The sequence below is a fragment of the Microbispora sp. H13382 genome, assembly GCF_014161445.1.
GTDB lineage: Bacteria > Actinomycetota > Actinomycetes > Streptosporangiales > Streptosporangiaceae > Microbispora.
Map to the genome: position 1 here is coordinate 105701 of NZ_JABBXA010000012.1, position 26485 is coordinate 132185.

The window sequence follows — 26485 nt, forward strand, 5'->3', positions numbered from 1 at the left end:
GGACGGACCGGACGTGACCCCACACTGGGTGGGGTGAACGCCCGAGCCGCGCTTTTCGATCTCTATGGGGACCACCTTCGCACCCGTGGCGGCCGCGCCTCCGTGGCCGCGCTCGTGAGGCTGCTCGCGCCGCTCGACATCGCGGCGCCTGCCGTGAGGACCGCGATATCCCGCATGGTCAGGCAGGGCTGGCTCGACCCCGTACGGCTGCCGCAGGGACCGGGGTACGCGGTCACCCCGAAGTGCGAACGCAGGCTCGACGAGACGGCGGCCCGCGTCTACCGCGGGGGCGACGCACCGTGGGCCGGGCGCTGGCACGTCCTGGTGCTCGAACCGGTCAGGGACCGGGCACGGCGCGAGCGACTTCGTGCCGACCTCGCCTTCCTTGGATACGCGCCGCTGTCGGAGACGACCTGGATCGGCCCTCGGCCCTCGCCGGAACTCGACGCGTTGCGGGTGCCCGGCCATCGGTTCGACGCCGCGTACGAGGGCGACCCGCGTGACCTGCTCGCCCGCGCGTGGGACCTGGACGCCATCGGCGACGCGTACGAGGATTGGCTGGCCAGCGCGGCCGACCTGGTCGGCTCGCTGCCGGACGACGCCCCGGACGACCGGGTCTTCGCCGTCCGCAGCAGACTGGTGCACGGCTGGCGCAACTTCCTGTTCCGCGACCCCGGACTGCCCGCCGATCTGCTGCCGCCGGGCTGGCCGGGCGACAAGGCCCGCGCCTTCTTCGAGCAGGAGGCCGCGCGGCTGCTGCCCGCCGCCGCCGCGTTCGTGGACCGCACACTGAATGGAGCCACCTGAGATGACCGTGACCTACGACGTCGACGAAGCCGTCGCCACGATCACGCTGAACCGCCCCGACGCGATGAACTCGCTGACCGTCGCGATGAAGACCGGCCTGCTCGCGGCCGTGCGGCGCGCCGCGGACGACGCGTCGGCGCGGGCCGTGCTCCTCACCGGCGCGGGCCGGGCCTTCTGCGCGGGACAGGACCTGCGCGAGCACGCCGACAACCTCGACCGGGGTCTCGGGCTGGCGAACACCGTACGCGAGCACTACAACCCGATCGTGCTGGCCATCGCCACGATGGGCAAGCCCGTCGTGGCCGCCGTCAACGGGGTCGCCGCGGGGGCGGGCGCCTCCCTGGCGTTCGCGTGCGACTTCCGGGTGGCGGCGGAGGGCGCCAGGTTCTCGATGGCGTTCACCGGGATCGGGCTCGCGCCCGACTCGGGCGCGTCGTGGACCCTGCAGCGGCTCGTCGGTCCCGCGCGCGCCCGGGAGATGCTGCTGCTCGGCGACGTCGTGGACGCCGCCAGGGCCCTGGAGCTCGGCCTGGTCGCCGAGGTGGTGCCGGCCGACCGGCTGGCGTCCGCCGCCCGCGACCTCGCCGTACGGCTCGCGCAGGGGCCCACGCGGGCGTACGCCGCCACGAAGGCGGCGCTGGACCACGCGGCGTCCTGCTCCCTCGCCGACGCGCTGGAGCGGGAGGCGGAGCTTCAGGACGAGTGCGCGGCCACCGCCGACCACGCGGCGGCGACCAAGGCGTTCCTCAACAAGGACAGGCCCCGCTTCGAAGGCCGGTAGGCGCTTCGAAGCAAGCAAGCACAGCGAAGGCCGGTAGGCGCTTCGAAGCAAGCAAACACAGCGAAGGCCGGTAGGCGCTTCGAAGCAAGCAAGCACAGCGAAGGCCGATAGGCGCTTCGATGGCGTCAAACACGGCGCAGGGCGCCGACGGCCTCTCGGACGTGGCAGTCGGCCACATGGTCGTTGACCAGGCCGATGGCCTGCATCAGGGCGTACGCCGTGGTGGGCCCGACGAAGCGGAAGCCGTGTCTCTTGAGTTCCTTGGCCAGCGCCGTGGAGCCGGCGGTGCTGGCCGGGACGTCGGCGAGGGTGGCGGGCACCCGCCCGGGCTCCTCGGCGTACCGCCACACCAGCGCCGACAGCCCGCCCGGCACCTCCAGAGCGGCGCGGGCGTTGGCGACGGCCGCCTCGATTTTGGCGCGGTTGCGCACGATGCCGGTGTCGGCGAGCAGCCGCTCCACGTCGCTCTCGCCGAAGGCCGCCACCGCCGGGATGGAGAACCCGGCGAACCCCTTGCGGAAGTTATCCCGCTTGCGCAGGATCGTCAGCCACGACAGGCCGGACTGGAACGCCTCCAGGGTGATCCGCTCGAAGACCAGGTCGTCTCCGCGGACCGGACGGCCCCACTCCTCGTCGTGGTAGGCGACGTAGTCGGACGTCGTGCCCGCCCACCCGCAGCGGACCAGCCCGTCGTCCGCCGTCACCACGCCTCCTCAGCCTCGGCGCGGTCACGCTCGGCCCGGCTCTCGTCGGCGTCGTCGGTCTGCTCCGCCTCGGCCTGTCGCGTCTCCTGACGCACCTGCGGCCGGGCGTACGATAACTCGGCCACGCGCTGCTCCAGCACGGCGATGCGGGTGTCACGCTCCCCCAGCGCGACCGAGACACGGTGCAGGGTCTCGTCGACCGCCTGGGTGCTGTAGCCCACGAGGCCGATGGGGAGCTGAAGCGCGATCAGGTCGGCGGAGGTCACCTGGCCGGCCGCGGGCAGATCGAGCGGCGGCGTGTCAGGGGGGAACTCCGCCATCTCGCCGCCGTGTCCCAACGAGACCATGACCACGCAGACGATCACGGCGAGCCCGGCGATGACGAGTACGACCAGCACATACGAATCGTGCCACAACTCTCCGGCGTGCGAGCATGGAAGCATGACGCGCGTGATCGGACCCGACGACGAGACCGAACCCGGCTGGGTCGAGGCCGCCTCGCTGCCGGAGGTGTCCGCGCTGGCCCGGGCGGGACACACCGTCGTCGTGACGCTCCCCGGCGACGAGACCGAGGCCGTCGCGGCCGCCGCGGCGTTCGCCTGGGCGGGCGCGAGCGTCTTCAGGACGTCCCACGACGTACGGCAGGCCCTCGACATGACCGAGGCCCTGCTGGGCCGCAGGCCCCCCGCCCTGACCCGCCGCGGCCTCGCCTAGCTCTCGCCGAGCTCCTCGCCCGTGGGGCTGAGGCGGAGCGCGGGGCGCTCGATCATGTCGAGCGCCTCCTCCACCGTGGTCGCCCACGAGATCGCGTCGAACACGTTCGGCCGGGTGAAGCCCTGCTCGTACATGCCGTCGACCAGGTCGCGCAGCGGCCCGTACAGGCCCCACGGGTCGAGGACGACCAGCGGCCGTTCGTGCAGGCCGAGCACCCGGGTGGTCCAGATCTCGAACAGCTCCTCCAGCGTGCCGATGCCGCCGGGAAGCACGAGGAAGGCGTCGGACCTGGCGTCCATGACGCCCTTGCGCTCGCGCATGTCCGCGGTGACGATCAGCTCGCCGGAGGCGGTGTCGGCGATCTCGACGTCGACCAGGGCCTGGGGGATCACCCCGACGGTGTGACCGCCGCCGGCCCGGACGGCCCGGGCGACCTCGCCCATGCAGGAGACGATCGCGCCGCCGCTGACGAGGCCGTGGCCGCGGTGGGCCAGCTCCGTCCCCACCTCCCGGGCGAGGTCGAGGTACTTGCGGTCGATCTTCTGGCTGGACGAGCAGTACACGCAGACGAACACAGGGCAACCCTACTGAGTGGCGGCCCGCCGGTCGGCCTCCACGATGATCCGCACGGCCTCGTCGGGGTCGTCGGTGACCGAGATCAGGTCGACGTCCTGCGGCGAGATCTTCCCGGTGGCCACCAGCGTGTCGCGGATCCAGTCGATCAGCGGCGACCAGAACGCGACACCCATCATGATCACCGGGAAGTAGGTGACCTTCCGCGTCTGGACCAGAGTCAGCGCCTCGAACAGCTCGTCGAGCGTTCCGAAGCCGCCGGGCAGGGCCACGAACCCGCTGGCGTACTTGACGAACATCGTCTTGCGCACGAAGAAGTAGCGGAACTCGATGCCGAGGTCCACATAGTCGTTCATGCCCTGCTCGTGCGGCAGCTCGATGCCGAGGCCGACCGAGACGCCACCGGCTTCGAGGGTGCCCTTGTTGGCCGCCTCCATCACTCCGGGGCCGCCGCCGGTGATCACCGCGTAGCCGGCCTTGGCGAGCGCCGAGCCGACCTTCGCGCCGAGTTCGTACTCGGGGCTGTCGGGACCGGTGCGGGCCGAGCCGAAGACGGTCACGGCGGGGGGAAGCTCGGCGAGGGCGCCGAAGCCCTCGACGAACTCGGACTGGATGCGCAGCACCCGCCAGGGATCCTCGTGCAGCCAGCCGGTGGGACCGCGGCGGTCGAGCAGGCGCTGGTCGTGGGTGGATTCGGGGACGAGGCCGCCGCGGACCAGGGACGGACCCTGCCGGCGTTCGGGTCGGGTGTGGTTCATGACGGTCACGCTAACGGTCGGAATCGGTAACGGTGCAAGACGGACGCGCTGCCCCGGCACCCGCGCCCCAAACGCCCCGGAAGAATCTGAAAAACATCCGCGGAAGGATGGAACCGGTCGCCGCCGAGGCTCCGTCTAAGAAACGAGGGTGCTGCTCGGGACGAAAGTGGCTTTCCCCGCCAAATGGCCGGCGAGGAGAGCCACTTTCTTCTATCTACGGGTTATTCGGCCAGCCAGGCCGTCATGCGGCGCTCGCTCTCGACGATCTTGGCCAGGCTCACGTTCTCCCCGGCCGTGTGCGCGATGTCGGGGTTGCCCGGGCCACAGTTGACGGCGGGCATGCCGAGGGCCGAGAACCGCGCGACGTCGGTCCAGCCGAGCTTGGCCCGGGGCGTGCCGCCGATCGCGGCCGCGAACGCCGCGGCGACCGGGTGGGTCAGCCCGGGCCGCGCGCCCGGCGCGCCGTCGGTGAGGCGCACGTCGAAACCGTCGAAGACCTCCTGGACGTGGGCGAACGCCTCCTCCAGGGTGCGGTCGGGGGCGAAGCGGTAGTTCACGGTCACCACGCACTCGTCCGGGATCACGTTCCCGGCCACCCCGCCGCGTACGCCCACCGCGTTGAGCCCCTCGCGGAACCGGAGGCCGTCCACCATCGGGCTCCGCGCCTCGTAGCCGGAAAGGATCTCCAGGATCGGCGCGATGCCGTGGATGGCGTTGACGCCCTCCCACGACCTGGCGCTGTGCGCCCGCACGCCCTTGACCGTGATGTCGGCCCGCAGCGTGCCCTGGCAGCCGCCCTCGATGAGCCCGTCGGTCGGCTCCATCACGACCGCGAAGTCACCCGTGATCCACTCGGGGTGGGTGCGGGTGAGCCGCAGCAGGCCGCTCCGCTCGGCCTCGACCTCCTCGCAGTCGTAGAAGACGAAGGTGAGGTCGCGGTTCGGCGCGGCCAGCAGGCAGAGCTTGAGCTGGACGGCCACGCCGCTCTTCATGTCGGAGGTGCCGCATCCGTGCAGCACTCCGTCCTCGACCCTGCTGGGCAGGTTGCCCGCCACCGGGACCGTGTCGATGTGCCCGGCGATCACCACGCGCTCGGCCCGGCCGAGATCGGTGCGCGCCACCACGGCGTCGCCATCCCGCAGCACCGTCAGGTGCGGCAGCGGAACGAGCGCCTCCTCGATGGCGTCGGCCAGCGCCTTCTCCGCGCCGCTCACCGATTCGATGTCCACCAGTCGCGCCGTCAGCGCGCCCACGTCCTGGGCAAGGTCAAGCCGCATGCCACCCGACCTTAACCGACCGGTTCACGCTATCTGCACGGTGGCGACGGGCTTGGCGTCCTTGCGCCAGCCGTCGTGCCCGCTGGCGGCCGTCCAGGTGACGCCCTCGAAGCGCACCTGGCGCAGGTGGTACTTCTGGGCGTGGGTGACATACCAGGCGGCCACCAGCCAGCCGCGCTTGGGCGCGGAGTCCGTCCCGAGCGCGCGCACGAGCTGCTTGCGCGCGGCCTCCGGCTGCGGCGAGACCGGCTTGTCCGAGGGCGGGTACCAGCAGTGGACGGCCTGGGGCACGCGCCCGATGAACGCCGCCGACAGGATCTTGGCGGACTGCTCGTGTTCGGCGTAGGCCGAGCCGTCGGCGGAGCGCTGCACGGCCTGCGCCGCCTCGTGCAGCGGCAGGGTCCGGTAGTGCTTCACCTTCTCCAGGGCGGCGAAGAACTTCCGCGTCGCGTAGACGGGGTCCTGCAACTGCTCGGCCGTCCCCCAGCCCTGTGAGGGCCGCTGCTGGAAGACGCCCACCGAGTCGCGGTCGCCGTACGGCAGGTTGGCCAGCTTGGACTCCTGGATCGCCGTGACGTAGGCGATCTGGAGGGCGCGCTCGGGCAGCTTGCGCCGCACGGCGACGGCCGCGATGGTGGCGGCGACCTGGGCCTGCTCGATGTCGATGTCGAGCGTGCCGTCGGAGGTCTCGACGACGCAGTGTTCGCCCAGAGCGAACGGCTCGGTCCGTTTCAGCAGATGGTAGGCGCCGTAGAAGATGGCCGCGCCCAGCAGGACGACGATGACCATGACGGTCACGACAGGTTTGGTAAGGCGCCGTTCCACGAAGCGAACCTACCCCGGTGATCAGGGCAGCCGATCCACCCGGACCGAACCGGGGGTGAGCGGGCGGGCGTAGGATGCCTCCCACTGACCACCCTGGACACGCTGGAACGACAGCAGGCGGCCGTCACCCGCCCGGTAATCGGCGAAGTCGAGCAGGCCGCGCTCGGGCAGCCCGGTCGTCCCCTCGGAGCGGAAGGCGGCCGTGCCGCGCTCGATCGGGGAGAACTCGACGCCGTCCACGATCAGCATGTGCCTGGCCGGCACCATGCCCTGGGTCGGCACGTCGGTCCACAGCAGGACCTCCAGGTGGAGGGGTCCGCCCTCCTCGCCCGGCCGCTCCTCGACCGACAGCCAGTTGTAGCGCCGGGCGCCCTCGTCCAGCAGGTACTCCGTCCACTTCTCGCCCTGCATGGTGCAGTGCAGGGCGCCGGTCGCCCGGTAGCGGGCGGCATCCACGTAGACGATGTCCCCCACCCTGATCGTGCGGGGGTCGAAGAAGTCGGGGTCCGCCGCGGGGTCAGGCGGCGAGGACCCTTCCACGGGGGCGGGCGGGGTGCGGACGGGCCGGCGCGCCCGGGTGCGCCGGGCCGCGGCGAAGACGCCCAGCACGACGACCGTGGCGAGGCTCAGCACGATCACGATCGCTGTCGTCATGGCGCGCGATCCTACTGGAGGCGGCTGACCGCCGCATCGACGCGCTCGTCCGTCGCGGTGACGGCGATGCGGACGTGGCCACGCCCGGCGTCGCCGTAGAACTCGCCCGGCGCGACGAGGATTCCCCTGTCGGCCAGGGCACGCACCTGGTCCCAGCAGCCGGAGCCGTTCGTGGCCCACAGGTAGAGCCCCGCGGCCGAGTGCTCGACCCGCCAGCCGGCCCGCTCCAGCGCGGGCCGCAGCACCGCCCTGCGCCGGGCGTACCGCTCGCGCTGCTCGTCGGCGTGCGCGTCGTCGTCCAGCACGGCCGCCGTCGCGGCCTGGACCGGGGCGGGCATCATCATGCCGGCGTGCTTGCGCACCTCCAGCAACCGCCGTACGAGCCGGGGGTCGCCGGTGACGAAGCCCGCGCGGTATCCGGCGAAGTTCGACCGCTTCGACAGCGAGTGGACCGCGAGCAGGTTCTCGTGGGAGCCCTCGCACACGTCCGGATGGAGGACGGAGACCGGGTGCTCCTCCCAGCCCAGCTCGATGTAGCACTCGTCCGACGCGACGACCGCGCCGCGCTCGCGCGCCCACGCGACGACCTTGCGCAGGTGCTCGGCGGGCAGGACGCGCCCGGTGGGGTTGGACGGCGAGTTGACCCAGACGAGCGGGACCCGCTCCGGGCCCAGCGCGAGGAGCCCGTCGGACGCGTAGGGCTCGGCCCCGACCAGCCTCGCGCCCACGTCGTACGTGGGATAGGCGAGCTCGGGGAAGACCACGCGGTCGCCGGGGCGCACGCCGAGCAGCGTCGGCAGCCAGGCCACCAGTTCCTTGGAGCCGATGGTCGGCAGCACGTCGCCGGGATCGACCGTGACGCCGTGCCGCCGCCGCAGCCAGCCCACGGCCGCCTCACGCAGCCGCGGCGTGCCGTACGTCAGGGGATAGCCGGGGCTGTCGGCGGCGGCGGCGAGCGCGTCGCGGGCGACCGGGGGAACCGGGTCGACCGGCGTGCCGACCGAGAGGTCGACGATCCCGCCGGGATGCGCCCGCGCCAGGTCCTGATAGGGCACGAGCCGATCCCATGGGAAGTCCGGCAACGCAAGCAAAGAAAATCCCCCAGTCGTCACGGACCACGCCGGTCAGGCGTCGGTCAGTGGTCCTCACCCTGCGGCGGGAGCGCCGCGACCAGCGGGTGGTCCTTGTTGATCTTGCCGACCTTCGAGGCGCCGCCGGGCGAGCCCAGCTCCTCGAAGAAATCGACGTTGGCCTTGTAGAAGTCCTTCCACTGCTCGGGAAGGTCGTCTTCGTAGAAAATCGCCTCTACGGGGCACACCGGCTCGCACGCACCGCAGTCCACGCACTCGTCGGGGTGGATGTAGAGCATGCGTTCGCCCTCGTAGATGCAATCGACGGGGCATTCCTCGATGCACGCCTTGTCCAGGACGTCCACGCAAGGCTGCGCGATGACGTACGTCACCTCGGGCTCCTTCTGGGTTGCACGGCTCGACCGCGGGTTGCTAGCCCTAGTATTGCGGTGCCTGCCGACTAGCCGGAACAGGAGGGGGGCAATCGTGGTGGCCCCTCGGCTCGGAGCCCGTCTCGTGGTCGCCGTCACCCCCGCCGACGTGGGCAAACGGGTGACTACGCGGCGCAGGGTGCCCGGTGGGTACCGGGACGCGGTCGGCGTGTTGGAGTCCTGGCACGATGGGGTGCTCATCGTGCGGAAGCGGGACGGAAGCCTCGTGGAGATCGCCGAGGACACCCTGGCCGCCGCCAAGATCGTGCCGCCCGCGCCGCCCGCCCGGTAATCCCCGCGCCCGGTAATCGGCGTGCATGGTGCGGACGCCGACTCGGTAATCCCCCAGCGCGCCGACGCGAACGGCCCCCGCGACGCGGGGAGCATACGCGGCGTGACCATACGTGCCTGCGTCGTGACGATCTCCTCGGCGGCGATCCTCCTGTCCGCGGCCTCCGCGTGCTCGAAGCCGTCGTCGCCGTCCTCGTCGGACAAGCCGCTGCCTCCTCTGAACCCTCGCGCCGACAGCCTGGAGTCCGGGTTCGGGACCATGGACAGGCTCGTCGACGCGGCCAAGAAGGAGGGCGCGCTCACCGTCGTGGGCCTGCCGGGCGGCTGGGTGGGCTACAAGGAGATCATCGCCAGGTTCTCCGACAAGTACGGCATCAAGGTGACCTCGATCGTGCCGGAGGCGAGCAGCAAGCAGGAGATCGAAACCGCGGCCAGGCTGAAGGGGACCAAGCAGGCGCCGGACGTCTTCGACCTCACCCTGGAGGTCGCGGTCGCCAACGCCAAGCTCTTCGCGCCCTACCGGGTGACCGGCTGGCCGGACATCCCCGACGACGTCAAGGAGCAGAGGGGACGCTGGTTCGCCGCCTACGGCGGCTACATGTCGATCGGCTACGACCCGCGGAAGGTGCCCGCCCCCGCGTCGTACGGCGCGCTGGCCAGGCCCGGGACCGTGGTGGCGCTGCCGGGCGACCCGCGCCGGGTGGCGTCGGCGTTCGACGCCGTGATGGCCGCCTCGCTCGGCAAGGGACTGCCGGACGCCGCGCGGGGCGTGAACCTGTTCGCGCGGCTGAAGAAGGGCGGCATGCTCGGCCGGCCCGACCAGGCGACCGCCGTGGTGGACTGGGACTTCATGAACGCGGCGCGGGCGGCCTCCGGGCGCGGCGCGGCGGCCTGGCGGGTGACGATCCCCAAGAACGAGGTGCTCGCCTCCTACTACATGCAGGCGGTCAGCGCCGAGGCGCCGCACCCCGCCGCCGCACGGCTCTGGGAGGAGTTCCTGCTGTCCGACGAGGGTCAGAACCTCTTCCTCAAGGCGTTCGCCCGCCCCGCCCGCCTCGAGGCGATGGAGATGCGCGACACGCTGGACGGGGACGCCGCCGCCAGGCTGCCCGAGGTGTCCGGCGACCCGGTCATCCTGAGCGTCCCCGAGCAGGACCAGGCCAAGTCGTACGTGGCCGCGAACTGGGCCCGGATGGTCGGCTGAGCCACCTGATCTCGCGGGGGCGACGGAAGCCGTAAAGTGTGTCGTCAGCCCAGCAGTCTCACAAGTCGGCATGAGACTGCGGCAATCCCGACACAGGGCACCACGTGTCAGAATGCGAGCCGATCTTGAGGTACGAAACTCCCAGTCTCACCCGATGGAACGCTCGCGCCTACGACAGCTCCTTCGGCTACGTCTCCGCTCACGGCGCCCCGCTGGTGGAACTGCTCGACCCTCGCCCCGGTGAGCGCGTGCTCGACCTCGGATGCGGCACCGGCGTGCTCACCGCCGACATCGCCAGGCGCGGCGCCCACGTGCTGGGCATCGACGGCTCCCACTCAATGATCGAGCAGGCCATCGCGCACCATCCCGGACTCGACTTCACCGTGGGCGACGGTTACGACTTCACCGTCGCCCAGCCGTACGACGCGGTCTTCTCGAACGCGGCCCTGCACTGGATGAGCCGTGACCCCGACGCGGTGATCGACTGCGTGCGGGAGGCGCTGCGGCCGGGCGGCCGGTTCGTCGCCGAGATGGGCGGCGCCGGCAACTGCGCGGCCCTGACCGCCGCCGTGTTCACCGCCTGGCGCGAGTACGGCCTGCGCGAGCCCGAGCTGCCGTGGTACTTCCCCAGCCCCGCCGAGTACGCCCTCCGCCTGGAGAAGGGCGGCTTCACGGTCCGGCTGCTGGAGTATTTCGACCGCCCCACTCCCCTCGACGAGTGCCCGAACGGCGCGGCCGACTGGGTCCGCATGTTCGCCGGATCGCTGCTCGACCGGGTTCCCCCGGCGGCCGTGGAGCCGCTGCTGCGCCGGGTCAACGAACTGGCCGCCCCCGCCCTGCGCCGGGAGACCGGCTGGATGGCCGACTACGTCCGCCTCCGCTTCGCGGCCGAACGCCGCTGAGTCGCGTGCACCCCGAACCTCCACCACAGCGGGGGCGATTTGCCAGACTATGGACTGGTCTCTGTGAGTGATGAGGAAAGCATGAACTTCTGCCTGAGTGACCTCGTGCCACCGCTGCGCTGGAGTGACGCTGCCCGTATCACCGCGCTGACCGACCGGCCCGGCCTGCCGGACGCCTGGTGGCGGACGCTGCCCCTGCACCGCGTGCTCGCCGTCCTGGGCGCCGAGGCGCTCGGCGACCTGCTCACCGGGCTCGCGCTCGACCACTGGCCGGCGGCGGCCGTCGGCGACGTGCTGCCCGCGCTGCACGTGATGGACCCCGACGAGGCCGACGACCCCCAGGTCGCGATCGCGCTCGACCGGGCGGGGTCGTGGCACGGCCTGCTCGCGCTGTCCGGCCGGGAGCTCGCCGACCAACCGTTCGTCAAGGCCCGGCCCGTGCTGACGGCTCTCTTCACCGCCGTGTTCTTACAGATGTCCCCCGAAGAGACGGCCCCCGAAGAGGCGCCCCCGGAGGATGTGGCCCCGGAGGAGGTGGCCCCGGAGGAGGTGGCCGAGCCGGCTCTGGAAGAGGACCTGCCCGCGCTCATCGACGCGGCGTTCGGCGACCTGGACGACCAGACCTGGATGGTGGCGCAGAACCGGGTCTTCACCGGCGAGCCGTCCGCGCCCGAGCAACTGGCCAAACTGCTGGCCGTCCCTCCCGCCGTCATCCACGAGTTGGAAGCGGCCCTGCGCGACCGGCTGTCGCGCTGGCTCGCGCTGCCCGCGGCGACGCCGTACAACGAGCACCTGGCCCGTCTCGCCGACGAGCTCGGAGCCGCGGCCCCGAAGGCGCGGTTCGTCGCGGCGGCCGGGTGGCACGAGCGCGAACTGCGCTCGCTGGAGGTGCCCGCCTGGCGGTTCGTGCTCGCCACGCTCCCCGGCCACCGCCTCTTCGGCGACTGGCTCGTGGCCGGCGACATCGAGGAACTGCGGGAGAAGACGCGGAACCTGATCGCCTCGGCCGAGCGCCCGCCGACCGTCTCCCAGGCACTGGAGATGATCTCCTCTCTCGGCATACGTCCCGACGTGGCACGGCAGTGGCTGGAGAGCGTGCCTCAACTACGCGCCCAGAAGGCGGACCGGCAGCAGAGCGGGCTCAAGGACGTGGCGCTGACCCGGCGGTGTTTCCGGCAGCCGGACGGCAGGTGGTGGCTCAGGGTGGACGTGTCCGGCCGGCACCTCGACGGTGTCGAGGTGCCGCTGCCGAGCGGGTTCGCCGCCTACATCGGCCTCGCGCCGGGCGACGACCGCACGGTGCACAGCGCGGCCGGCGAGGTCGGACTCTCCTGGCGCGCGCGGCCGGCGCTGAGCTCCCTCCAGCGGATTCTCAGCGAGATCTCCGCGGAGGAGGGCAGCCACATCTTCCTGACCCTGTCCGAGGAGGGCATGCTGCGCGTACGGCACCTGCCCGCCGCCGACGGCGGCGACCAGGCGAGCCGGGCCCTGCGCCTGGTGGGCTACACCACGCCGAGCGACACGCCCGAGCAGGCGGAGCAGGTGATCGCGACGCGCGTCGGCCTCACCGGAGCCGTCGAGCGGCCGGAACTCCTCGCGCGGCTGCGTGAACGCGGGGACCGCGACCTGCTGACCCTGCTGGGATAGCCCATGCCCCGGCTCGCGATCTCCCCGGAGTTCCTGCGCGGGCTCGGCGCGCTCACCCGGCCCGTCCGCCGGGACGTCGCCGTAGCGGTACGCCGGTTCCTGCTGAACGCGTCCGCCGCGCCGCACCCCGAGAGGGTGCGCAACAGCCGCGATTCCCGGATCGCCACGCTCCGGCTCGCCGACCGTCACCGGGGGGTGGTGGTGCGGCAGGAGGACGTCTACTGGCTGCTCACCGTGCTCCCGGACGCCGAGGCGTGGTCGTACGCCCAGCGGCACAGGGTCGGCGTGAACACGGCGATCGGGATCGTCGAGACCTGGGACGCCGAGGCCCTCGATCGGATCGAGCCCGCGCTGCGCCGCGCGGCGGGGACCGGCGGCCGGCCGCTCTTCGAGAACTGGTGCGACACCGACCTGCTGAACATCGGCGTCGACGCCCGCCTGCTGCCGCTGCTGCGGCTGATGACATCGGAGTCGCATCTCGCGGCCGTGGAGCCCATGCTCCCGCAGAGTCAGTACGCGCCGCTCGCGGCGCTCGCCCGCGGCGGCTCGCTCGCCGCGGCCTGGCGCGAGCTGGACGCCTACCGCTCGCGCGTCGCCGACGACGTCGACCCCGAGGACCTGCTCGCGGCGCTGCGGCGCAGCCCCGACCGGGCCGCGTTCGCCGCCGACGCCGCGGAGCTCGAGCGCGTCCTCACGCTGCCCACCTGGTGCACGTTCCTGTACCCGCCGCAGCACACGTACGCCAACTGGCCGGCGTACGAGCAGCCGGTGCTGATCACCGGGGGCGCGGGCACCGGCAAGACGGTCATCGCGCTGCACCGGGCCGCCCTGCTGGCCCGCGCGGCCACCGGCCCGGTGCTGCTCGTCACGTTCTCGCAGGGCCTCGCGACCGAGCTGTCCGCGCGGCTCGACGTGATCATCGATGACGAGCTGGTCCGCAAGCGCGTCGAGGTGGGCAACGTCGACAGGATCGCCCACCGCATCGTCGCCGCGGCGGAGGGCCGCGCCCCGGCGCTCGTCTCCTCCGACGACCTGGCCGACCTGTGGCAGGAGGCGGCCGTCGGGCGCTTCGGCAGCGCCTTCCTGCTGCGCGAGTGGGAGCAGGTGATCCTCGCGCAGGACCTGCGCACGCTGGAGGAGTACCAGGCCGCGGCCCGGCCCGGCCGCAGCGTCCGCCTGGACGCCGAGGCGAGGACCGTGGTGTGGGAGGCCGTCCAGCACGTCGTACGGCGGCTGCGCGAGTCCGGCCGGCGCACTCTGCTCCAGCTCGCCTCCGAGGCGGCGGGCCTGCTCGGGCGGGCCGTCGGCGATCTGCTGGGCGACGAGGCGCCGGGGCGGGAGCCGTACCGGCACATCGTCGTGGACGAGGCGCAGGACCTGCACCCGGCGCAGTGGCGGCTGCTGCGGGCGGCGGTCCCCGCCGCCCCGAACGACCTGTTCATCCTGGGGGACCCGCACCAGCGGATGTTCGACACGCGCGTCGCGCTGGCGGACGTCGGCATCCCCGCCCGCGGGTTCCGCCTGAGGATCTCCCACCGGCTGCCCGCCGAGATCCTCTCGTGGGGGGTGCGGCTGCGGGGCGGCGGCCCGGTGGACGGTCTGGTCGCGGGCAACGCCGCGATGTACGGCTACCGCGCGCTGGAGCACGGCCCGCGTCCGATGGTGCGCGAGTACGTGAGCGCGGAGGCGGAGATCGCCGGGCTCGTCGCCACCGTGGCCGAGTGGCTGGAGGAGGGCGTGCCGACCGCACAGATCGCGGTCGCCGCACGCACCCCCGACCTCGTGCGTACCGCCCGCACCGCACTACGCGAAGCGGGCATCACGGTCAAAGTCACGTCCCTCCATGGCATGAAAGGGCTGGAATTCCGTCGGGTGGCCGTGATAGGCGTGGCTGACGGAATCGTGCCGGCGCCGGACGCGCTGACCCCGGCCGACGAGGACCCGACGGCCCGGGCGCACGATCTGCAACGCGAACGGGGGCTGCTCTACGTGGCATGTACGCGGGCGGGGGAGTTGCTCTACGTGTCCTATTCCGGCCGAGCCAGTCCCTTCATCCCGTCCTGACGTCGGATCCCCTAGTCTGAACTGCGGATATATTCCCCTTGCCGGTTGGACCTGCATGAACCTCAGCCTTAGCGACATCGTGCCTCCGCTGCGCTGGACCGCGCCCAGCCAGGTAGAGCCGATCGCGAGCGACCCCGGTCTTCCCGACGCGTGGTGGCAGGCGCTCCCCCTCGACCGGGCCTGTGCGGCGGTGGGGACCGGCCAGGTCGCCTCCCGGCTCGCCGACCTCACGATCGCCTGCTGGGCGCACCTGGTCCTCGGCGACATCCTGCCGCTGCTGAGGTTCACCCACCCCGAGGAGAGCCTGCAGACGCCCGGCCCCCGGGAGAGCGTCCACGAGCTGTACGTCGACGTGATCGACAAGCTGCTGGCCACCGAGCCGGCGCGGGAGCCGGCCGGGGCCGCGGTCCCGCCCGCCCTCCCCGAGCGGCCGATGCCCGAGATCATCGACGAGATCTTCGCCCGGCTGGACGACCGCCAGCGGGCCATCGCGCGGGACCGGCTCTACTTCGACGCATCCCAGCAGCCGGGCCAGGCCCAGCGGGCCACCCTGGACGAGCTGGCCCAGCGCTTCTCGGTCACCCGCGAGCGCATCCGGCAGATCGAGCGCGACCTGCGCGACCACGTGAATGACTGGCTGAACGGCCCGGCGGCCGCGCCGCTGAACGCGCACCTGTCCTGGCTGCGCACCCGGCTGGGCTCGGCCGTGCCCGCCGACGACCTCGCGGCGGCCGTGCCGTGGCACCGTACCGAGCTGGTCACGCTCGCGATCCCCGCCTGGCGGTTCGTCCGCACGCTGCTCACGGGGTACGAGCAGGTGGACGGCTGGCTGGTCGCGGGCGGCGCGGACGAGATCAGGGAGAAGACGCGGCAGCTGTTCACCGACGGCCCCCGGCCACTCGACGAGGCGGTCTCCCTCGTCGCCCAGCTCGGCATCCGGGAGGACGTCGCCGAGCGCTGGCTCGCGTCGGTGCCGCACCTGCGCGTACTGGACGGCCACGTCGTCCCCTGGCCGCGCAGCATGGGCGACAAGGCGGAGGCCGTGCTGGCGGTGACCCGCGCGCCGCTCACCCCTGAGGAGATCCAGACACGCATCGGCGAGGACTACAGCCTCGTCGGCATCCGCAACCAGCTCGCTTCCGACGAGCGGTTCATCCGGCTCGACCGCAGCAAGTACGGCCTGCGGCGCTGGGGCGGCGACGAGTACCTCGGCATCCGGGAGATGATCATCCGGGAGATCGAGCGCGCGGGCGGCGAGGCGTCCGTGAGCACGGTGGTGGACAACCTGACCTCCCGCTACGACGTGAGCGAGAGCTCCATCAGGGCGTACGCCGGAGGGCCCGGGTTCGAGCGGACCCAGCGCGGCTACATCAGGGTGGCCGGGCAGGACCAGGCCGAGCCGTACCAGCCGCGCCGTGACGTGTCGACGACCCGCCGCTGCTTCCGCAGCAGGGACGGCCGCTGGTGGCACCGGGTGGACGTGAACGCCGAGCACCTGCGCGGCTCGGGCTCCCCGCTGCCGACCGGTTTCGCCGCGCACCTCGGCATGGCGCCCGGCGGCCAGCTCACCGCCTCCACCGCGTCTGGCGAGGTGGTGATCAGCTGGCACAACCAGCCGACGATCGGCTCGATCAGGAACGTGCTGGCCGAGTACAACGCGTCCGAGGGCGACCACGTCTTCCTCACGGTCTCCGACGGCGGCGAGCTGCTGACCCGTTTCCTGCCCGCCGCGGGAGCCGGGCTGCCCGCGATCAACCAGGCGCTGCACCTGATCGGGTACACCGCTCCGGTGGCGTCGGAGGCCGAGGGCCTGCGGCTCATCGGCGCGCGTATCGGCCTGCCCGAGGGGGTCGCCCGCGAGGAGGTCCTCGACCGCCTGCGCGACCGCGGCGACCGCGACATCCTGACCTTCCTCGCCTGACTCCGGGCAAAGGGATGTCGGGGGCAGCACATAGGCTCAGACCATGTTGCGGCTCCACGACACCCTGACCCGGCAGGTCGTGCCTGCCGCCCCGACCGGCTCGCGGATCCTGCGGGTGTACACCTGCACCGCACACGAGACCGCCGGTATCGCCGACCTAAGGCCCGCCCTGCTCGCCGACCTGGTCCGCCGCGTCGCCGAGCGCGCCGGACTGCGGGTGCTCGCCTGCCGCAACGTCTCCGACCTCCGCGGCGGAGACGGCGCCTCGCTGGACGCCGACACGCTCGCACTCAACATGCGCGCCCCCGAGCACTCCCCCCGGACCAGCGAGACCATGGGCCTGGTGATCGAGCTCATCGGACGGCTCATCGAGCGTGGCCATGCCTACGTGACCCCCGAGGGGGCGGTGTTCTTCGACGCGGCCTCCTTCCCCGCGTACGGCGACATCTCCGGCAAGCCGGGCTCGGTGTCCGACTGGCCCCTGTGGGAGCCTCTGGGGGATGCGGCGGGCGGCGGTGCCGGGGCGGTCTGGGACGCGCCCTGGGGACGCGGTCTCCCCGGCCGCGACATCGAATGTTCGGCCACGCCGCTGCGGTTCCTCGGCGCGCGCTTCGACCTGTACGTGGGCGGGGCCGACCTGTGCTTCCCCCATCACGAGAGGGCGCGGGCCCAGTCCAACGCCGCGACGGGTCAGGAGGCCGCCGCCCACTGGGCGCACTCCGGGCGCCTGCTGTTCGACGGCCGCCGGGCCGGCGCCGGTGACGTCGTCTCGCTGTCGGGCGTCGCCGCCGCCGGCCTCGACCCCCTCGCCGTACGGCTGGCCCTGCTCGAGCACCACTACCGGCGACCGGTCGATCTCACCTGGGACGCCCTCCGCGCCGCCGACGAGGAACTGCGGCGGCTTCGGCGGCGGGTGGCCGAATGGGCCGAATCGCCGAGCCGCCCGATCGACGACGCCCACGCCGAGCGCGTCCAGCGGGCACTGGACGACGACCTCGACACGCCGGGGGCGCTGCGCCTGCTGCGCGACCTGGAAGCCGACGAGTCGGTCGCGCCGGGCTCCAAGTTCGAGACCTTCCTCCACTTCGACCACGTGCTCGCCCTCGGCCTGCCCGCCGACATCGGCCGGATCTGACGGGCGCTCCTTCCCTCGCAGCCCAACCTGTCGCTCCAACAAATCGCCGCTCATAGGTGTTCGCGATGCGATGGCGTGAAAGAATTCATACAAGAGTTCGAATCAGATTGGGAGGCGCGATGGACCCGTTCGCCGTCGATCCTGACCGCTCTCGCCGTTCGAATGGCTCCGACGGCGGCTGGTGGGAACGACTGACGGCCGACTCACCGTTGTGGGCCTCCAAGGAGTCGTGCACCTGCGGCGGCGGCGAGGAGGCTGGCGGCGCCGGTAGCGGTCCTCTTGGGGCGGATGCCGCTGGCGCGGGTGATCGCCGGGGTCGGTCGTCGTGGGTGCTGATCGGTTCTGTTCGTGAGTTGGCGCAGGCGTTGGCGTTGGCGCTGGTTCCGGACGATGTGGATATCTGTCTGGCCGAGGCCGAGGAGTTGGTGTTCGCGCGGGATCGGATCACGTGTGCTCTGGCTGATCGGGTGGGGCGGGTGCATCGGGCGGGGCAGGCCCGGCGGCACGGGCATGCCTCCACCCGCAGCTGGCTGCGCACCGCCGCAGGGATGACCGTGGCGGGTGCGGGCCGGCTGCTGAGCCTGGGGATCGAGTTGGCCCGCCTGCCGAAGGTGCGGGAGAAGTTCGCCGCCGGTGGGTTGGCGGCGGGGGTGGTGGAGGCCATCTGCACCGCCGTTGCCGGCCTGTCCGATGAGCAGGCCGCGGTGGCCGAGCCGATCCTGCTGGAGCTGGCGGGCAAGGCGGGCGCGGCGGAGGTGGCCAAGGCGGGCCGTTATCTGCGGGCGGTGCTGGACCCCGATGGTGAGGACCGTGATGAGCGGGCCGATTACGGGCGGCGGTTCCTGCGGGTGCGCCCCGGCAAGGGCGGCGGGCTGGAGGGGGAGTTCTATCTCCCGCGTGAGCATGCCGCCCGGTTGCAGGCCTTGCTGGATGCGTATGCCAGGCCGAAGGCGGAGGGCGATGACCGGCCGCTGCGAGTGCGTCAGGCGGATGCGTTCATGGCGTTGCTGGAGGAGAAGATCGCCGCCGAGCTCCTGGTGCTGGTCAACGCCGAATCCCTCCCTGCCGACCCCGCCACCGGCCCCGAGAGCGCCGACCATCCCGAGACCCCCGAAGGCACCCAGGGCACCGAGCACACCGAGGGCGTTCGGAAGACGCAGGACGCCGAGGCGGCTGAGGAATCCGTTTCGGTGGTAGGTGCCGGTGCCGATGTAGCGGCAGAGGCCGCCGTCGAGAGCACCGCCGAGAGCGCCGTCGAGAGCACCGTAGACAGCCTCAACCTGGCGACCGGGTCCCGTGACGTGCAGTCCGGCGATGACGCGACCGGACGCGTGCAGGCGAAGAGCACACAGCGGAGCGAGTCGCAGCAGGAGCCACAGCAGAGCGCGCCACAGCGACAGGAGTCGCGTTCGTGGGAGTCGCGGTGGGGCGAGTGGCGATCGCCTGATCCTCCCGGGGACACCTGTGCCCATCACGCCCACGCCGGGCCTCGGCCTGCGGGGGACTGCAGGCACGCGCAGGCCACGCGTGAGGACGACGGCCACGAACACCAGGGGCACGGCCAGGGCGCGTGCGGGTGCGGGTGCGGGTGCGGCAGTAGGGCGCGGTGCTCGTCCACAGCGCCGGGGGCGGGACCGGACAGATCGGGAGGACCCGGAGGGCCGAGAGCGGAGACGCGGGAGGCGCCCGGCGCGAGGGGACCAGAGCCGGGGACGCCACCGGGACCGGAGCCGGGGGCGCCGCCGGGCGTGCTGGGACCAGAACCGGAGGCGTCATCGGGAGCAGAGCCGGGGTCGCCACCGGGAGCAGAGCCCGGAGCAGCGGCCGGAGGGCTGCCGGGGGCGCTGCTAGGGACGGCGTTGGGGACGGCGCCGGGGTTGCTGCTGGCGACCGGGCAGGTGCTGCCCGTCTCCAGCGTGCACCGACTGGCCCGCACCTCCACCCTGGTGCGGATCGTCATGGACGCCGACGGGCAGGTCCTGGACATGGGCCGCAAAGTCCGCCTGGCCACCCCCGCCCAGCGGCGGGCGATCTACGCCCGCTACGCCACCTGCTGGATCGACGGCTGCCCGCTCCCGGCCACCAGGTGCCAGATCGACCACGCCGACAACTGGAGCACCGGCGGCCTGACCGACCTCAAACTGCTGGGCCCGGCCTGCCAGTTCCACAACCGCGACCGCTACCAGCACCCCGACCGCTACACCCGCCGAAGGGTCGGCACAGACCGCTGGGCCTTCACCTACCACCCGGCCCGGACCAGGCGGGTGCGGATCTAGGTCCTGTACGGCGTTCAGATCTTCCCGAGGACCTTGAAGCCTGATGACAACGGTGACCACAACGTCGGCCACCCGCTTTCCATGGAGTCAGAGATCTCCTTGCCTCAAAGGATCACGGGCGCCCTCGGACCGTGACGTTGTGCGTGCCGCTTGTGTACATGAAGACGTTCTTGCCGTCCCACCGGACCTCATACATGTGCTGACCGCCCACAGTGGGGGTGTCGACAAAGCCAAACGATCCCTCGCTGTTCGTGTTCACCGTCCCCACCAACTGCAGGTTTCCGCCAGAGACGGTCCGGTACACCACGAGCAGGGCGCCCGATGGAGGAGTTTGATCGCCTGCGTCCAGATGGGTGCCTGGCCACGGTGACAGTTGCAGAGGCCCGGCTCCATCGGAAGTCCGCGTTGCCGTTCCAGAGCACCTCGTACGTGATCGCCCCGGAGATCGGTGGGGTGTCGGTGAAGGTGAACGCGCCGTCCGGGGAGGTTGTCACGCCCGGAATCGTGGTACTGGTGCCGTCGGGAAGTTTCCGGGTCACCGCGAGTGGTTGCGGCCCAGGAGCCGAGCCGTCCGCCGGCGTGAGCTTGCCCATTGCAAGTCTCCGGCCTGCCTGAAGATCGGAACCTCGTACAGGTCCTAGTGCTGGGCACACACGTTCACCGGGCTGGAGGGAGCGGAGCGGAAGGGAGCGAGGACCGCAGCGAAGGCCCAGCGGAGCGGGCCTCGCGAGGACCGGAGGTTCCTTCCGGCGCAGTGACCGACCGGGCCAAGCATCGTGGCAGTGACCGGCCGGGCCAACCATCGTGGACCGCCCACGATCAGGTGTCGAGGTGATGCTCGCTGAGGAGGATGCCGTCCTCGTCGCTGTAGAGCCACTCCCCCGGAGTGAAGGTCACATCCCCGAAGGTCACCGGGACGTCGACCTCTCCGAGGCCGGTCTTGGCGCTCTTGCGGGGGTTGGAACCGAGCGCCTTGACGCCGAGGTCGAGCCGGTCCAGGGCGGCCGTGTCCCGCACAGCGCCGTTGATCACTACGCCGGCCCAGCCGTTCTTCACGGCCGCGGCCGCGATCATGTCGCCGAGCAGCGCGGTGCGCAGCGACCCGCCGCCGTCGACCACCAGGACGCGTCCCCCGCCGGGCGTCGCGAGCGTCTGCTTGACGAGCGCGTTGTCCTCCAGGCATCGGACCGTCGAAATCTGTCCGGAGAACCGCGCGCGGGCGCCGTACGAGCGGAACTGCGTGACGCAACTGCGCAGCGCGTCGCCGTGGGCGTCGTAGAGGTCAGCGGTCGCGAAGCTCATGCCCGAATTGTGCCAGGGCCGCCCGGCGTGGCCCCGCGCCCCGCCCGGAGCCGTCCCCTCAGGGGAGCGTACGGCTCTCGCCGACGGCGAGGTCCCACAGGTCGGCGGGGTCGAGGCCGCGTGACTCCCACACGGCGCGGGCCTCGCGTACGGGCTCCAGCAGGGGCTCGCCCGACAGCACGAAAGTGCCCCAGTGCATGGTGGCCATCCGCCGCGCACCCACGTCGAGGCACCCCTGCACGGCCTGGGCGGGATCGACGTGCGAGACCTTCATGAACCAGCGCGGCTCGTAGGCCCCGACCGGCATGAGGGCGAGGTTGATGCCCGGGTAACGCTCGCCGATCTGGGCGAACCGCTCCCCGTAGGCCGTGTCGCCGGCGAAGTAGACCCGATGGTCGCGGGAGGTGAGCACCCATCCGCCCCACAGGGTGCGGCAGGTGTCCCACAGCGTACGGCGGCTCCAGTGGTGGGCCGGGACGAAGTCGAACGTCACGTCGCCGAGACGGGCCGACTCCCACCAGTCCAGTTCGGTCACGTCGCGGAAGCCGCGCCGCCGGAACCACCCCGCGAGCCTGGCCGGCACGAAGACCGCCGTGTCCCTCGGCAGGCGGCGGATCGTCGGCGCGTCCAGGTGGTCGTAGTGGTTGTGGCTGATCACGATCGCGTCGACCTTGGGCAGGTCGGACCAGGCGACGCCGGGAGGGGTCAGCCGCTGGCGGACGCCGGGGATCTTGCGGGACCACACCGGGTCGGTCAGCACGGTCAGCCCGCCGATCTGGAGGACGAACGTCGCGTGGCCGACCCAGGTCACCACGGTCTCGGTCGCGGCGGCGCGGGGCAGGCCGACGCGGTGGACGGGAATCTGGTCGCTGTCGCCGATGTCGGGCCGCAGTTGCCCATGCCACATGACGCTCGTGACCTCGCGGAAGTCCGGGAGAGGTGCGGTCAGCCTGTCGGCGAAGCTGGACGGCCACCGGCGGGGTCCCGTCGGCGCGGTCGGCTTCGGCGGCGCTACCGGAACGGAGGGAACGGGAGAAACGGGAGAAACCGTAGAAACCGCAGAAACAGGGACCTCAGGGCTTTCCGGTTGGATCGTTTGCGACATGGGGAACTCCCTTCCGCTCTCCATGATCCCCACAGGACCGGAAATATTCCTCCTACGACCGGCCGATTCCGCTCACGTCGCCTCCGCCCTCAGAGGGAACGCGATCTCCTCCACCGTGGATGAACCCGGGGATAACCGCCGTCGTCGAGACCGGCCATCCGCTCGAAGAGGTTCCACGAGGCCGGGTGGCCGCAGACGGCGTACGAGACGGCCGAGGCGAGCACGTACAGCGCGAGCATGGGCAGGCCGACGCAGAACGCGTACTGGGTGGCGTGCCGGGACTCGTGGTCGAGCAGGCAGCCGGTGAGGTAGCCCTCCCCGTGCTTGGTGAGGACCACGTTGCCCACGGTGAACGCCCCCGCGACGGGAAAGGGGATGCGGTAGCCGTGGGCGTAGACGAGGCCGCGCTCCCCTCTGCGGGTGCGGGCTCCGCCGATCCGCGCGATCAGCAGCCCGAGGGGCGTGGAGAGGTTGACGTAGTTGATGACCTGCCGGACCCGGTGCGACCGCCGCATGCCCCCAGCATCGGCGACCAGTCCCACCTGAACAAGCTCACGCGCGGCCGTACGACTTCAGCAGCCACGAACCGGTGGAGCGGGTGACGACCACGGCCGCCGCGACCGCGACGGCGCCGCCATACAGATACCAGTAGCCGGCCGAGTTGCCCGCGACGGCGAGGTCGCCGGCCCGCTGCGGTGTGGCCAGCAGGAACGACACGAGGAGCCAGCCGACGGCGGGGACGAGCGCGGCCAGCTTGCCGCCCATCAGCCTGCCCATGGCGTACGGCACGGCGAACAGCACCGCCAGCCAGGCGATCGCGGCGACCGGCATCTGCCCGACGTACCACGCGTGCTGGAAGCCGCCGACGACGCCGAGCACCACGCCCAGCAGGAAGAGCACACCGTACGCCGCGCCGGTCACGACCCCGGCCAGCAGGCCGGGGGCGTCCTCGGTGGGTTCGACGCCGATCTGCGCCTCCTGGGTCATACCGCCCAACTTAGCCGATGCCGGCGAACAGGTCGGTCTCACGGTTGTACGGCTCGCCCAGGCCGCCGACCTCGGGCGGAGCGCCGATGCCGGGCCGGCCGGGAACCCCCGCGCGCAGGATGAAGTGCTCGATCCCGAGGGCCTGCTGGCCGACGTTGTTGGACAGCGCGAACCACGGCGCGTCCACGGCGATCTGCGTCGCGTGCGCCCGCATCGCGTCGAGCTTGGCCTCCACGTACGGCCGGGCGTCGATCTCCGTCGTGACGTCCTTGTCCGCGCATCCCGGCATGTCGTCGGCGGACTCCGGCACCCAGAAGTCGACGTCGGCCTCGCGCATGGTCTCCATGGTCCGCAGCAGCACCGACTTCGGCATGGCGGTGAGGTAGAACTTGGCGATCCGCCACGGCTCCCCGCCGGGGAACTCGGGGTCCGCGGCCAGCTCGAAGGCCCGCCAGGCGACGCGGTGCGCCTGGATGTGGTCGGGATGGCCGTAGAAGCCGTTCTCGTCGTACGTCACGAGAACCTGGGGCCTGACCTCGCGGATCACCGTGACCAGCTCGCCCGCGGCCTCGTCGAGGTCCGCCTGCCAGAAACAGCCGGGACGGTCGTTGGTCGCCGCGCCCATCATGCCCGAGTCGCGCCAGCGGCCGGCCCCGCCCAGGAACCGGTGATCGGTGACGCCGAGCGCCTTGCACGCGGAGGCCAGCTCGCCGATGCGGTACTGACCGAGGGTGTCGTCCCTGTCGGCCGTGTGGTGGGCGAGCTCCGCGGGGATGACCTCGCCCTCCTCCCCCAGGGTGCAGGTCACGAGCGTCACGTGCGCGCCCTCGGCGGCGTACTTGGCCATGGTCGCCCCGGTGCCGATCGTCTCGTCGTCGGGGTGGGCGTGCACGAGCAGCAAGCGACGGTCAGTCATGCCTCCGAGGGTAGTGCCCTTGTGCTGGCAGTATGAGGAGCTATGACGGAGAGCTTCCCACGGTTGCATGCCAGGACCCGGCGCTTCACCCTCGGGGTGCCGCGCAACTTCACGATCTCCCCTGACGGCGGTCGGGTGACCTTCCTCAGGACGAGATCGGGCACCGATCCGGTCACCTGCCTGTGGGAGCTGGACGTCGCGTCCGGAGCCGAGCGGCTCGTCGTCGACCCCCTCGCCCTGGGCGCCGCCGACGAGGACCTGCCGCCGGAGGAGCGCGCCCGCCGCGAGCGGTCGAGAGAGTCGGCGGGCGGCGTGGTGGCGTACGCCACGGACCGGGAGGTCCGGCAGGCCGTCTTCGCGCTGTCGGGCGACCTCTACCTGACCGACCTCGCCTCCGGCGAGTCGCGGCGGCTCCCGGCGGCCGGACCGGTCATCGACCCCCGGCTCGACCCCACCGGCACCCGGGTCGCGTATGTCACGGGCGGGGCGCTGCACGTGCTGGAGCTCGCCACCGGAGCGGACACCGGAGCGGACACCGCACTCGCCGAGCCGGAAGGCGACCAGGTCACCTACGGCCTCGCGGAGTTCATCGCGGCCGAGGAGATGGAGCGGATGCGCGGCTACTGGTGGTCGCCGTCCGGAGACCGGCTGCTGGTGTCTCGCGTGGACGAGTCGCCGGTGGCCCTGTGGCACATCGCCGACCCGGCCAACCCCGGCCGCCAGCCCGTCTCCCAGCGCTATCCCGCCGCGGGCACGGCCAACGCCGAGGTCACACTGCACGTCATCGGCCTGGACGGCGCGCGTACGGCGGTGCCGTTCGAGCAGGAGTACCTGGTGACGGCGGCCTGGGACGCCCACGGTCTCGCGATCGTGACGCTCTCGCGCGACCAGCGGACCATGCGCCTGCTGTCCGTCGACCCCGGCACGGGCGAGACGACGCTCCTGCGCGAGGACACCGACCCCGCCTGGGTGGACATCGTCACCGGTGTCCCGGCCCGCCTGTCGGACGGCACCCTGGTCTGGGTCGCCGACGCCGACGGCGGTCACCGCCTCGTGGTCGGCGACGAGCCGGTCACCCCGCCGTCGCTGCAGGTCCGGGCGGTGCTCGACGTCGACGGCGACACCGTGCTCTTCTCCGCGAGCGGCGAGCCCACCGAGGTCCACGTGTGGACGTACTCGGCGGGCACCGGCACAAAGGGCACCATCAGCCCGGTGACCACCGAGCCGGGCGTCCACTCCGGCCGCCGCGCGGGCGGCGTGACGCTCGTGGCCCGGCAGAGCCTCGACACCGAGGGCACGACGGTGACGGTCGGGTCGGTCTCCATCAAGTCCCTCGCCGAGCGGCCCGGCCTGGAGCCGCGCGTGTCGCTCGTCCGCTCGGGTTCGCGCGAGCTGTCCACGGCGGTCCTGCTGCCCTCGTGGCACGTGCCCGGCTCGGGCCCGCTGCCCGTCCTGATGGACCCGTACGGCGGGCCGCACGCCCAGCGGGTGCTGTCGGCCCGGCGGATGTTCCTGGAGTCCCAGTGGTGGGCCGAGCAGGGCTTCGCGGTCGTGGTGGCCGACGGACGCGGCACCCCGGGGCGCGGCCCGGCCTTCGAGCGCGAGATGCTGCACGACTTCACGATCGCGCTGCAGGACCAGGTGGACGCCCTCCAGGGCGTGGCGGCCCTGCACCCCGGTGACCTCGACCTGTCGCGGGTGGCGATCCGGGGCTGGTCGTTCGGCGGTTATCTCGCCGCGCTCGCGGTGCTGCGCCGCCCGGACGTGTTCCACGCCGCCGTCGCGGGCGCGCCGGTCACCGACTGGCGGCTGTACGACACCTGCTACACCGAGCGCTACCTCGGCCACCCGGACGAGGGGCACTACGAGAGGTCGTCCCTCCTCGGCGATGCCGAAAAGGATGCCGAGAAGCTGGAGCGCCCGCTGCTGCTGATCCACGGTCTGGCGGACGACAACGTGGTCGCCGCGCACACGCTGCGGCTGTCGTCGGCCCTGCTCGCGGCCGGCCGCCCGCACACCGTGCTCCCCCTGTCGGGCGTCACCCACATGACGCCGCAGGAGGTCGTCGCCGAGAACCTGCTGCTCCTGCAGCTCGACTTCCTCAAGAAGTCGCTCAACGTGAGCTGAACGTGAGCTGAACG

26 protein-coding genes are annotated in these 26485 nt (G+C 72.0%); 12 read left to right on the forward strand and 14 right to left on the reverse strand.

Annotated features, from left to right (window positions below; genetic code table 11):
* The first annotated feature begins 33 nt into the window (after nucleotides 1-33).
* Nucleotides 34-807 (forward strand): PaaX family transcriptional regulator C-terminal domain-containing protein, encoded by a 774-nt coding sequence (locus tag HHX41_RS23615; protein ID WP_182907751.1) that lies wholly within the window; start codon nucleotides 34-36, stop codon nucleotides 805-807.
* Nucleotides 794-1588, forward strand: coding sequence for an enoyl-CoA hydratase-related protein (locus HHX41_RS23620; RefSeq protein ID WP_220504362.1), 795 nt, complete (start codon nucleotides 794-796; stop codon nucleotides 1586-1588). The genes HHX41_RS23615 and HHX41_RS23620 overlap by 14 nt, the downstream gene beginning before the upstream one ends.
* A gap of 125 nt (nucleotides 1589-1713) precedes the next feature.
* Here the strand turns inward: HHX41_RS23620 and HHX41_RS23625 are convergent, their stop codons facing one another.
* Together HHX41_RS23625 and HHX41_RS23630 are read right to left on the reverse strand one after the other, a co-directional pair.
* On the reverse strand, nucleotides 1714-2292 hold the full coding sequence (locus HHX41_RS23625) for a DNA-3-methyladenine glycosylase I (RefSeq protein WP_310742140.1): 579 nt from the start codon (nucleotides 2290-2292) through the stop codon (nucleotides 1714-1716).
* Nucleotides 2289-2690, reverse strand: coding sequence for a hypothetical protein (locus HHX41_RS23630; protein ID WP_182907754.1), 402 nt, complete (start codon nucleotides 2688-2690; stop codon nucleotides 2289-2291). Before HHX41_RS23630 ends, HHX41_RS23625 begins: the two co-directional genes overlap by 4 nt.
* Before the next feature lie 43 nt (nucleotides 2691-2733).
* Here HHX41_RS23630 and HHX41_RS23635 point away from each other — a divergent pair, with 43 nt between their 5' ends.
* Nucleotides 2734-3006 carry a hypothetical protein gene (locus HHX41_RS23635; RefSeq protein ID WP_182907755.1) on the forward strand — a complete coding sequence of 91 codons (273 nt, stop codon included), beginning with the start codon at nucleotides 2734-2736 and terminating at the stop codon, nucleotides 3004-3006.
* Here the strand turns inward: HHX41_RS23635 and HHX41_RS23640 are convergent.
* The 7 genes from HHX41_RS23640 to fdxA all read right to left on the reverse strand — a co-directional run bounded on the left by HHX41_RS23640 (nucleotide 3003) and on the right by fdxA (nucleotide 8555).
* Nucleotides 3003-3581 carry a TIGR00730 family Rossman fold protein gene (locus HHX41_RS23640; RefSeq protein WP_169987231.1) on the reverse strand — a complete coding sequence of 193 codons (579 nt, stop codon included), beginning with the start codon at nucleotides 3579-3581 and terminating at the stop codon, nucleotides 3003-3005. The genes HHX41_RS23635 and HHX41_RS23640 overlap by 4 nt on opposite strands.
* A gap of 9 nt (nucleotides 3582-3590) precedes the next feature.
* Nucleotides 3591-4337 carry a TIGR00730 family Rossman fold protein gene (locus HHX41_RS23645; RefSeq protein ID WP_182907756.1) on the reverse strand — a complete coding sequence of 249 codons (747 nt, stop codon included), beginning with the start codon at nucleotides 4335-4337 and terminating at the stop codon, nucleotides 3591-3593.
* Nucleotides 4338-4558: 221 nt separating this feature from the next.
* Complete coding sequence (gene dapE / locus HHX41_RS23650) at nucleotides 4559-5614, reverse strand: succinyl-diaminopimelate desuccinylase (protein WP_182907757.1); 1056 nt, start codon at nucleotides 5612-5614, stop codon at nucleotides 4559-4561.
* A gap of 24 nt (nucleotides 5615-5638) precedes the next feature.
* Nucleotides 5639-6403, reverse strand: coding sequence for a hypothetical protein (locus tag HHX41_RS23655; RefSeq protein WP_211593028.1), 765 nt, complete (start codon nucleotides 6401-6403; stop codon nucleotides 5639-5641).
* Nucleotides 6404-6460: 57 nt separating this feature from the next.
* Complete coding sequence (locus tag HHX41_RS23660; RefSeq protein ID WP_182907758.1) at nucleotides 6461-7093, reverse strand: DUF4178 domain-containing protein; 633 nt, start codon at nucleotides 7091-7093, stop codon at nucleotides 6461-6463.
* Between the two features lie 11 nt (nucleotides 7094-7104).
* The gene (gene dapC, locus HHX41_RS23665; RefSeq protein WP_182907759.1) at nucleotides 7105-8184 is read right to left on the reverse strand and encodes a succinyldiaminopimelate transaminase; all 1080 of its coding nucleotides are present in this window, start codon (nucleotides 8182-8184) and stop codon (nucleotides 7105-7107) included.
* Nucleotides 8185-8228: 44 nt separating this feature from the next.
* Nucleotides 8229-8555: a ferredoxin gene (gene fdxA / locus HHX41_RS23670; protein ID WP_030507471.1), complete on the reverse strand. Its 327-nt coding sequence runs from the start codon at nucleotides 8553-8555 to the stop codon at nucleotides 8229-8231.
* Between the two features lie 94 nt (nucleotides 8556-8649).
* On the opposite strand from fdxA, the gene HHX41_RS23675 reads away from it, so the two are divergent.
* The 8 genes from HHX41_RS23675 to HHX41_RS23710 all read left to right on the forward strand — a co-directional run bounded on the left by HHX41_RS23675 (nucleotide 8650) and on the right by HHX41_RS23710 (nucleotide 20034).
* Nucleotides 8650-8886, forward strand: a complete 237-nt coding sequence (locus HHX41_RS23675) for a hypothetical protein (RefSeq protein WP_396706218.1) — start codon at nucleotides 8650-8652, stop codon at nucleotides 8884-8886.
* Between the two features lie 102 nt (nucleotides 8887-8988).
* Nucleotides 8989-10089: an ABC transporter substrate-binding protein gene (locus tag HHX41_RS23680; RefSeq protein ID WP_169987247.1), complete on the forward strand. Its 1101-nt coding sequence runs from the start codon at nucleotides 8989-8991 to the stop codon at nucleotides 10087-10089.
* A 125-nt stretch (nucleotides 10090-10214) separates the two neighbouring features.
* Nucleotides 10215-10991, forward strand: coding sequence for a trans-aconitate 2-methyltransferase (locus HHX41_RS23685; RefSeq protein ID WP_169987249.1), 777 nt, complete (start codon nucleotides 10215-10217; stop codon nucleotides 10989-10991).
* An 81-nt stretch (nucleotides 10992-11072) separates the two neighbouring features.
* Nucleotides 11073-12638: a hypothetical protein gene (locus HHX41_RS23690; RefSeq protein WP_220504363.1), complete on the forward strand. Its 1566-nt coding sequence runs from the start codon at nucleotides 11073-11075 to the stop codon at nucleotides 12636-12638.
* Nucleotides 12639-12641: 3 nt separating this feature from the next.
* Nucleotides 12642-14702, forward strand: coding sequence for a UvrD-helicase domain-containing protein (locus HHX41_RS23695; protein ID WP_182907761.1), 2061 nt, complete (start codon nucleotides 12642-12644; stop codon nucleotides 14700-14702).
* A 55-nt stretch (nucleotides 14703-14757) separates the two neighbouring features.
* Complete coding sequence (locus HHX41_RS23700) at nucleotides 14758-16623, forward strand: sigma factor-like helix-turn-helix DNA-binding protein (RefSeq protein WP_182907762.1); 1866 nt, start codon at nucleotides 14758-14760, stop codon at nucleotides 16621-16623.
* 43 nt (nucleotides 16624-16666) lie between these two features.
* The gene (locus tag HHX41_RS23705) at nucleotides 16667-17758 is read left to right on the forward strand and encodes a cysteine--tRNA ligase (protein ID WP_182907763.1); all 1092 of its coding nucleotides are present in this window, start codon (nucleotides 16667-16669) and stop codon (nucleotides 17756-17758) included.
* 392 nt (nucleotides 17759-18150) lie between these two features.
* Nucleotides 18151-20034, forward strand: coding sequence for an HNH endonuclease signature motif containing protein (locus HHX41_RS23710; protein WP_220504364.1), 1884 nt, complete (start codon nucleotides 18151-18153; stop codon nucleotides 20032-20034).
* Nucleotides 20035-20853: 819 nt separating this feature from the next.
* Here the strand turns inward: HHX41_RS23710 and rraA are convergent.
* From rraA to mshB, 5 genes are all read right to left on the reverse strand, one after another.
* Nucleotides 20854-21336, reverse strand: a complete 483-nt coding sequence (gene rraA, locus HHX41_RS23715) for a ribonuclease E activity regulator RraA (protein WP_182907765.1) — start codon at nucleotides 21334-21336, stop codon at nucleotides 20854-20856.
* Between the two features lie 58 nt (nucleotides 21337-21394).
* Nucleotides 21395-22243, reverse strand: coding sequence for an MBL fold metallo-hydrolase (locus HHX41_RS23720; protein WP_259401242.1), 849 nt, complete (start codon nucleotides 22241-22243; stop codon nucleotides 21395-21397).
* A gap of 287 nt (nucleotides 22244-22530) precedes the next feature.
* The gene (locus tag HHX41_RS23725; protein ID WP_169983350.1) at nucleotides 22531-22956 is read right to left on the reverse strand and encodes a hypothetical protein; all 426 of its coding nucleotides are present in this window, start codon (nucleotides 22954-22956) and stop codon (nucleotides 22531-22533) included.
* A 37-nt stretch (nucleotides 22957-22993) separates the two neighbouring features.
* Nucleotides 22994-23428 carry a DUF6113 family protein gene (locus HHX41_RS23730; protein WP_169983351.1) on the reverse strand — a complete coding sequence of 145 codons (435 nt, stop codon included), beginning with the start codon at nucleotides 23426-23428 and terminating at the stop codon, nucleotides 22994-22996.
* Between the two features lie 10 nt (nucleotides 23429-23438).
* Complete coding sequence (gene mshB / locus HHX41_RS23735) at nucleotides 23439-24344, reverse strand: N-acetyl-1-D-myo-inositol-2-amino-2-deoxy-alpha-D-glucopyranoside deacetylase (protein WP_182907767.1); 906 nt, start codon at nucleotides 24342-24344, stop codon at nucleotides 23439-23441.
* Between the two features lie 42 nt (nucleotides 24345-24386).
* Here mshB and HHX41_RS23740 point away from each other — a divergent pair, with 42 nt between their 5' ends.
* Entirely contained in the window at nucleotides 24387-26471 is a 2085-nt protein-coding gene (locus HHX41_RS23740) for a DPP IV N-terminal domain-containing protein (RefSeq protein WP_182907768.1), read from the forward strand.
* Nucleotides 26472-26485 lie beyond the last annotated feature (14 nt).